The organism is Cognatishimia sp. (assembly GCF_964229375.1).
Taxonomy (GTDB): domain Bacteria; phylum Pseudomonadota; class Alphaproteobacteria; order Rhodobacterales; family Rhodobacteraceae; genus Cognatishimia.
In genome coordinates, this window is record NZ_CAXREH010000143.1 from 22,903 (window position 1) to 30,225 (window position 7,323).

The following is a 7,323-nucleotide window of genomic DNA, read 5'->3' on the forward strand; positions in this document are numbered from 1 at the left end:
TCGCGGGCATTTAACGGAAAATATTTTCCAAACACAACGAAATGGTGAGCCAGACGGCCTAAAATCCGCAAAAACCGTTATTTTTATGGGGTTATCCACAGGCTTGACCCCCTAGAGGAAGGCCGTTTCGTCAAATGACCGCAATTTACGCGAATGCAGCCGTTCCAAAGGCATATCCCGCAGGGACTCCATCGCACGGATTCCAATCATCAAATGGCGCGCCACTTGTGTTTTATAGAAGTCGCTCGCCATGCCCGGCAGCTTTAACTCTCCGTGCAACGGCTTGTCTGACACGCACAAAAGAGTGCCGTAAGGAACCCTGAAGCGGAACCCGTTTGCCGCGATCGTCGCGCTCTCCATATCCAACGCAACGGCGCGGGATTGGCTAAGGCGTTGCACGGGCCCTGATGTCTCGCGCAGCTCCCAGTTGCGGTTGTCGATGGTTGCAACCGTGCCCGTCCGCATGATCCGCTTCAGCTCGTATCCCGACAGTTCGGTGACATCAGCCACCGCCTCTTCCAGCGCGACCTGAATTTCCGCCAAAGGCGGGATCGGAACCCAAACAGGAAGATCGTCATCAAGCACGTGATCTTCGCGCAAATAGGAATGCGCCAGCACAAAATCGCCAAGGCTTTGTGAATTTCGCAGGCCCGCGCAATGGCCCACCATCAGCCACGCGTGAGGACGCAGCACCGCGATATGGTCTGTCGCCGTTTTCGCGTTCGACGGCCCAACCCCGATATTGACCAGAGTAATCCCCGAGCCGTTCTGACGCTTCAGGTGATAGGTCGGCATCTGCGGCTGTTTCTCTACCATCGGGATCTCGGCATCCGGCGCAGTGATCTCGTGGTTGCCGGTAGACACAAAGCTGGTGTAGCCGCTGTCCGGATCAGCCAGCATCTTGCGCGCATAGGCCTCGAATTCGCTGAAATAGAACTGATAGTTCGTAAACAGCACATGGTTCTGGAAATGGCTGGGATCAGTCGCGGTATAATGCGCCAGGCGCGCCAGCGAATAATCCACCCGTTGCGCCGTGAAAGGCGAGAGCGGATGCGCCTCGCCGTCTTTGGTCACATCAACGCCATTCACGATATCATCGTTGGTGGTGTCCAGATCCGGCACGTCGAAATAGTCCCGCAACGGAAAGCTCGCCGCGCCGACCTGTGGAATTTCCACATCGCCCGTAACGGCGAAATGCACCGGAATTGGCGTCGTGGAATAGCCGATATCAACCTCAACGCCGTGGTTCTCGACCAAGAGGCTGATCTGTTGTTCCAGATAATGGCGAAACAGGTCCGGGCGGGTCACCGTTGTGGCATAGACACCGGGCTCGGCCACATGTCCAAACGACAAACGGCTGTCGATGCCGGCAAAGCTGGTCGTGGTAATCCGGATGTCGGGATAAAAGGCACGGATGCGCCGGCCTTCAGGTCCGTTGGCCAAGGTCGTGGTGAAGCGGTCTGTCAGAAACCGCGTGGCCTGCGCATAGAGATCACACAGGCGATCCACTGCGGCTTTGGCATCGGTAAAGCTTTCTACGGCTATGTTTTCAATCGTGTCGATCGGCAAAGATACGGGCGTCATGTTGCGGTCTCAATTACGTCTGTCATTTCAAATTTTGTCACATCCACCAATCCCAGATCACTGATCCGGATTTCAGGGATCACAACAAGGGCCAGCAAGGAATGCTGCATATAGGCGTTGTTCAGATGGCAGCCACAGGCTTCCATCGCTTCGACCATCTTCTGTGCCTTGGCCGAGACGGTTTTTGCAGGCTCATCCGACATCAAACCGGCAATCGGCAGCTCTACCAGCGCGATTTCTTGCCCGTCTTTAAAAACGGTCACGCCGCCGCCGACCTCACCCAATCGGTTGGCCGCCAAAGCCATGTCCTCGTGGCTTGTGCCCACTACAATCATGTGGTGGCTGTCATGGGCCACCGTAGACGCCATCGCCATTGGACCCTGATAGCCGAAGCCGCTGACAAAGCCGTTCACCGTTGTGCCAAGCGCCTGATGACGTTCCACCAGTGCAATCTGACAGACGTCTTTTTCCGGATCCATCCGCACCAGCCCGTCAGCCACCGCCAGATCCGCCTTCAACGCCTTTGTCGGCGCCTGATTTTCAACCACGCCGATCACGTTGGCGATCACGGAGTTGGCCCCCTCTGGCGCAGCAATGTGAAAATCCTCGGCCACGCGCGGCGTTCCCAGATGCACGGTCTGACGCGCATGGTCCGGCCAATCCAGATGCGGGCAATCCACAAGACCTTCACCGTCTTTGGCAATGGTTACTCCACGCGCAATGACATGCTCGATGGGCAGCGTCGCAAGGTCAGAGGTCAGGCTTACGTCCGCCCGACGTCCCGGCGCAATCGAGCCAAGCTCGCGCTCCAGTCCGAAATGAGTCGCCGTGTTGATCGTCGCCATCTGCAGCGCAATCACCGGATCACAGCCACAGGCTATCGCATGTCGCACGACGCGGTTCATGTGGCCGTCGTTGACCAGAGTTCCCGAATGACAATCATCCGTGCACAGAATGAAGTTCCGCGGATCCAGCCCTTTCTCCGTCACCGCGGTAATCTGCGTTTCCACGTCATACCACGCAGAGCCCAGCCGCATCATCGACCGCATCCCCTGACGGACCCGCATAATCGCATCCGCCTCGCATGTGCCTTCGTGATCGTCCGCTGGCCCACCGGCTGCATAGGCGTGAAAGTTCGGCCCCAAGTCAGGCGACGCATAATGCCCGCCAATGGTTTTCCCCGCAGCCTGCGTGGCCGCCATTTCCGCCAGCATCTTAGGATCTGCATTGATGACACCCGGAAAGTTCATCATTTCGCCCAGACCGATGATACCGGGCCAGCTCATCGCCTCGCTGACATCCTCTGGGGTGATTTCATATCCGGTGGTCTCAAGCCCGGGCGCCGACGGCGCGCAGCTTGGCATCTGCGTAAAGATATTGACGGGCTGCATCATCGCCTCGTCGTGCATCATGCGCACGCCATCCAGACCCAGAACGTTGGCGATCTCATGCGGGTCCGTGAACATCGTCGTTGTGCCATGCGGGATCACGGCTCTGGCAAATTCGGCAGGGGTCAGCATGCCGGATTCAATATGCATGTGCCCATCGCAAAGACCGGGGATCATGAACCGGCCTTTCGCGTCAATCACCTCGGTATCAGGCCCTATGCAATGGCTTGCATCAGGCCCGACATAGGCAATCCGCCCCTCGGCGATTGCGATATCGTGGTCATCCAGAATTTCACGCGTATGCACATTCACCCAACGGCCCGATTGGATCACCATATCGGCGGGGGTACGTCCTGCTGCTGTATTGATAAGACGGGGGGCGCTTTCGGCCCAACTCTTTAACTTCGTATGCTCCATGGCGTACTCTGTCACGAGAGATAGAGCGGTTCAAGCGCAGCGCCGTGAAGCTTTTGCGAAAAACTTTCAACGCAAATCAAATAGTCAGCCAGTATTGCCACCACGAAGATCGCGCGGTGTGACGCCAAACTCGGACTTGAAAGCGCGGGTAAAGGCCGAGGGATCGTCATAGCCACACCGCAATGCAATTTCACGCACTGACATCGCCGTCTCACGCGATAGTTTACGCGCCTGATTAAGACGCAAACGACGGTAAATCGTGCGCGGAGACGCGCCATAGGTGCGCTGCATCCGCGCCTCCAGAGCTTTCTGGCTTTGCCCGCATCTGCGCGCGATAACGCCAATCGCCAAAGGCTGCTCTAGGTGGGTTGCCATGAGGGAAATCGCCTGATCCGCCGGCGTCGGTTGACCCTCTGCGGTGCGGTCCCGCGCCATCAGCAACTGCGCCATCTCAAGCGCGAGGGCCTGCCCGTGGGTTTCACCGATAAGGTGATGTGTCAGATCAAAGGCAGCCCGTGCGCCCGAGCAAGTGATCCTGTCTCGATCAATCACAAACCGCTCGCGCACCGCATCCACATCGGCAAACCGCTCTGCAAACCCCGTCAGTTCTTCCCAGTGAATGGTCGCGTGATAGCCCTCAAGCAATCCCGCTGCCGCCATCAACCACGCGCCCGTGTCTAACCCCGCGACGACGGGATATCGCTGCGCCGCTTCACGCAGGGCCGCCTGACATCGCCATCCCGCCAGCTCTCGAAACCCGTAGGATGGCATGATCGCCAGCATCGCCCCGCTTTGACGACCCAAAGCCGCATCGGGCGTCACTTTCAATCCACTGGAACTGGTCGCCGCAGCACCCGACAGAGTCAAAATGCGCCAGTGATACAAAGGCTTCGCTGAAATCATATTCGCCGCCCGCAGGGGTTCTACGGTATTGGCAAGGCACAGGTTCGAGAAACCGTCGAACAACAGAATGTCGAAGGTCTGGGGCGCGTGGGTCGTTTTTGTCCATTTTGGCATGATTTTTGTCTAATTGTGCATGATACCCTTGGTCAAGCGCTGCAATCTAGCGTCAACGAACGAGGAGATTCCGCCATGCATTTTGGCCTCACCGAAGAACAGCTCATGATTCAGGACACTGTGCGGGCATTTGTCGAGAATGAACTCTACCCGCACGAAGCCGAAATCGAGCGCACCGGACATCTGGATATGGATGTCATCAAAGACATTCAGCAAAAGGCCATGGAAGCCGGGCTTTACGCCGCCAACATGCCCGAAGAGGTCGGCGGCGCGGGCCTCGATACGCTGACATGGCTGATGTATGAAAAGGAACTTGGCCGCGCCAACTATGCGCTGCACTGGACGGGCGTTGCCCGCCCGTCAAACATCCTGCTGGCTGGCACCGACGAGCAAAAGGAAAAATACCTCTACCCCTGCATGAAAGGGGAAACCTGGGACTGTCTGGCGATGACAGAACCGGGCGCAGGATCAGACCTGCGCGGCATGACAGCCACGGCGCGCCAAGAGGACGATGACTGGATCCTGAACGGCACGAAACACTTCATTTCCCACGCCGATATCGCGGGCTTCGCCATCGTCTTTATGGCCACCGGCGAAGAAGACACCCCGCGGGGCAAAAAGAAACTTATCACCGCCTTCTTCGTCGACAAAGGCACGCCTGGCTTCACCGTACGTGAAGGCTATCGCAACGTATCTCACCGCGGCTACACCAACCAAGTCCTGGAATTTGACGACTGTCGCCTGCCGGCGTCTGCTGTTTTGGGAGAGGTTCACAAAGGCTTTCAGGTTGCCAACGACTGGCTTGGCGCCACCCGCCTGCAAGTGGCCGCCACCTGCCTTGGCCGCGCCGACCGCGCCTTGCAACATGCCGTCGACTACTGCGCAGAACGCAAGCAATTCGGCCAGCAGATTGGCAAGTTTCAGGGGGTCTCCTTCAAACTCGCGGATATGGCCACAGAGCTTAAGGCGGCAGAGTTGCTCACATGGAACGGCGGCTGGCATTTCGAGAATGGCACGGTGACGGAATCTGACATGTCCATGGCGAAACTGAAAGCCACCGAAGCGCTTGCCATGATCGCGGATGAGGCAATCCAGATCCACGGCGGCATGGGGCTGATGGACGAACTTCCTCTGGAACGAATCTGGCGCGATGCGCGCGTTGAGCGTATCTGGGAAGGCACCAGTGAAATCCAGCGCCACATCATCAGCCGTGAGATGCTGCGCAAAGTCGGAGGCTAACCGTGCCAGACCCCACACCGTCCAAACCTCATGTCACCATCACCTATTGCACCGGCTGCAACTGGCTTTTGCGCGCCGGTTGGATGGCGCAGGAGCTACTGCAAAGCTTTCCTGATGACCTTGCCGGTGTCACGCTGGTGCCTGGGGACATGGGCGGTGTGTTCGAGATCAAAGCCGAAACCACCATCATCTGGGAACGAAAGCGCGACGGCGGCTTTCCCGATGCGAAGGAACTGAAAAAGCGCCTGCGCGACGTGATCGCGCCCGAGCGCGATCTGGGTCATCTGGACCGAGACACGCGAGGATAACTCAGATGCCTTCGGCGAGGATATTTCTGGCAAGAGAAAAAGGGGGCGCCACGTGGACACCCCCAAAGAAAGAGATCTCTCTGTCCCTTGCACGGCCATCGGCATCCCTGCCTGTTCCGCTCCTCGACACTGCCCTGTTTTGGTTAACAAATTCTATTTCTCTTGCCAGAAATATCCCCGCCGGAGGCTCCCTCCAGCTGCGCCAATCCGAAAGATAGCTCCATGACCCGAGACCTTGCCCGCTTGCTGCGCCCGAAAACCATCGCTGTGGTTGGCGGAGGCGCGTGGTGCGCTGCTGTAATTGATCAATGTCAGAAAATGGGTTTTGGCGGCGAGATCTGGCCGGTGCACCCGAAAGCCGAGCAACTGGCCGGTCGCGACGTGTTTCGGACAGTCACCGATTTGCCCAAGCTTCCGGATGCTGTCTTTCTGGGTGTGAACCGCTTTGCAACTGTCGATCTTGTCGGACAACTGGCCGCCATGGGCGCAGGGGGCGCAGTTTGTTTTGCGTCTGGGTTTCTCGAGGCTTCTGCCGAGGACACCGACGCCGCAGATCTGCAAGACAAATTGCTGAGCGCTGCCGCCGATATGCCGATCCTTGGCCCCAACTGTTACGGGTTTATCAACTATCTGGACGGCGCTTTGCTGTGGCCAGATCAGCAGGGTGGCAAAAGCTGTGACACAGGCGTTGCCATCGTGACGCAAAGCTCAAATATCGCGATCAACCTCACGATGCAGACCCGCGGCCTTCCGATTGCCTATGCCATTACAGCCGGCAATCAGGCTCAGATCGGTATCGCGGAGCTTGGCAAGAATCTGCTTCAGGACCCGCGCGTCACAGCCCTGGGCCTGCACGTGGAAGGATTTGGCGATCTGCGCGCTTGGGAGGACCTGGCGGCGTTCGCGGCCTCGGTCAACAAACCGATTGTGGCGATCAAAGTGGGCAAATCAGATCAAGCGCAGGCGGCGACCGTGTCGCATACGGCTTCGGTCGCAGGAGGGGATGCAGGGGCTGCGGCGCTCTTGGATCGTCTGGGCATTGCGCGCTTAAACGATCTTCCGTCCTTCCTGGAAACACTCAAGCTCTTGCATGTGACGGGGCCGCTTGCCTCAAACACCGTTGCGACCATGAGCTGCTCGGGCGGCGAGGCCAGCCTTGCGGCTGACACTGCCCATGGCCGCAATCTGGTGTTCCCCGCGTTGAACGCGCGACAAGCCCGCGATCTGCGCACGGCATTGGGCCCGATGGTCGCGCTGGCCAATCCGCTGGATTACCACACTTATATCTGGCGCGATGTGCCTGCGCTCACCCAGACTTTCGCAGCCATGTCCGATCCACAGCTGGCCATCACGCTGTTGATTATCGATAT

At 58.1% G+C, this 7,323-nt stretch carries 6 protein-coding genes; 3 read left to right on the forward strand and 3 right to left on the reverse strand.

What is annotated here, in order from left to right; all coding sequences use genetic code 11:
- Positions 1-111 precede the first annotated feature (111 nt).
- The 3 genes from ACEQWH_RS10920 to ACEQWH_RS10930 all read right to left on the reverse strand — a co-directional run bounded on the left by ACEQWH_RS10920 (position 112) and on the right by ACEQWH_RS10930 (position 4,406).
- Positions 112-1,584, reverse strand: a complete 1,473-nt coding sequence (locus tag ACEQWH_RS10920; protein WP_370230732.1) for an AMP nucleosidase — start codon at positions 1,582-1,584, stop codon at positions 112-114.
- Positions 1,581-3,389, reverse strand: coding sequence for an adenine deaminase (gene ade / locus ACEQWH_RS10925; protein ID WP_370230734.1), 1,809 nt, complete (start codon positions 3,387-3,389; stop codon positions 1,581-1,583). Before ade ends, ACEQWH_RS10920 begins: the two co-directional genes overlap by 4 nt.
- Before the next feature lie 84 nt (positions 3,390-3,473).
- Positions 3,474-4,406 carry a GlxA family transcriptional regulator gene (locus ACEQWH_RS10930; protein ID WP_370230735.1) on the reverse strand — a complete coding sequence of 311 codons (933 nt, stop codon included), beginning with the start codon at positions 4,404-4,406 and terminating at the stop codon, positions 3,474-3,476.
- Between the two features lie 75 nt (positions 4,407-4,481).
- On the opposite strand from ACEQWH_RS10930, the gene ACEQWH_RS10935 reads away from it, so the two are divergent.
- The 3 genes from ACEQWH_RS10935 to ACEQWH_RS10945 form a co-directional block, all read left to right on the forward strand.
- Positions 4,482-5,645 (forward strand): acyl-CoA dehydrogenase family protein, encoded by a 1,164-nt coding sequence (locus ACEQWH_RS10935; RefSeq protein WP_370230737.1) that lies wholly within the window; start codon positions 4,482-4,484, stop codon positions 5,643-5,645.
- Positions 5,646-5,647: 2 nt separating this feature from the next.
- Positions 5,648-5,953 carry a SelT/SelW/SelH family protein gene (locus ACEQWH_RS10940; protein WP_370230738.1) on the forward strand — a complete coding sequence of 102 codons (306 nt, stop codon included), beginning with the start codon at positions 5,648-5,650 and terminating at the stop codon, positions 5,951-5,953.
- 222 nt (positions 5,954-6,175) lie between these two features.
- Positions 6,176-7,323: CoA-binding protein (locus ACEQWH_RS10945; RefSeq protein ID WP_370230740.1), on the forward strand; the 1,148-nt coding region annotated here is incomplete at its 3' end.

Bases quoted from the DNA above. Each gene is read 5' to 3' on its own strand.
- ACEQWH_RS10920 (WP_370230732.1), bottom strand. From the start codon at position 1,584: ATGACGCCCGTATCTTTGCCGATCGACACGATTGAAAACATAGCCGTA.
- ade (WP_370230734.1), bottom strand. From the start codon at position 3,389: ATGGAGCATACGAAGTTAAAGAGTTGGGCCGAAAGCGCCCCCCGTCTT.
- ACEQWH_RS10930 (WP_370230735.1), bottom strand. From the start codon at position 4,406: ATGCCAAAATGGACAAAAACGACCCACGCGCCCCAGACCTTCGACATT.
- ACEQWH_RS10935 (WP_370230737.1), top strand. From the start codon at position 4,482: ATGCATTTTGGCCTCACCGAAGAACAGCTCATGATTCAGGACACTGTG.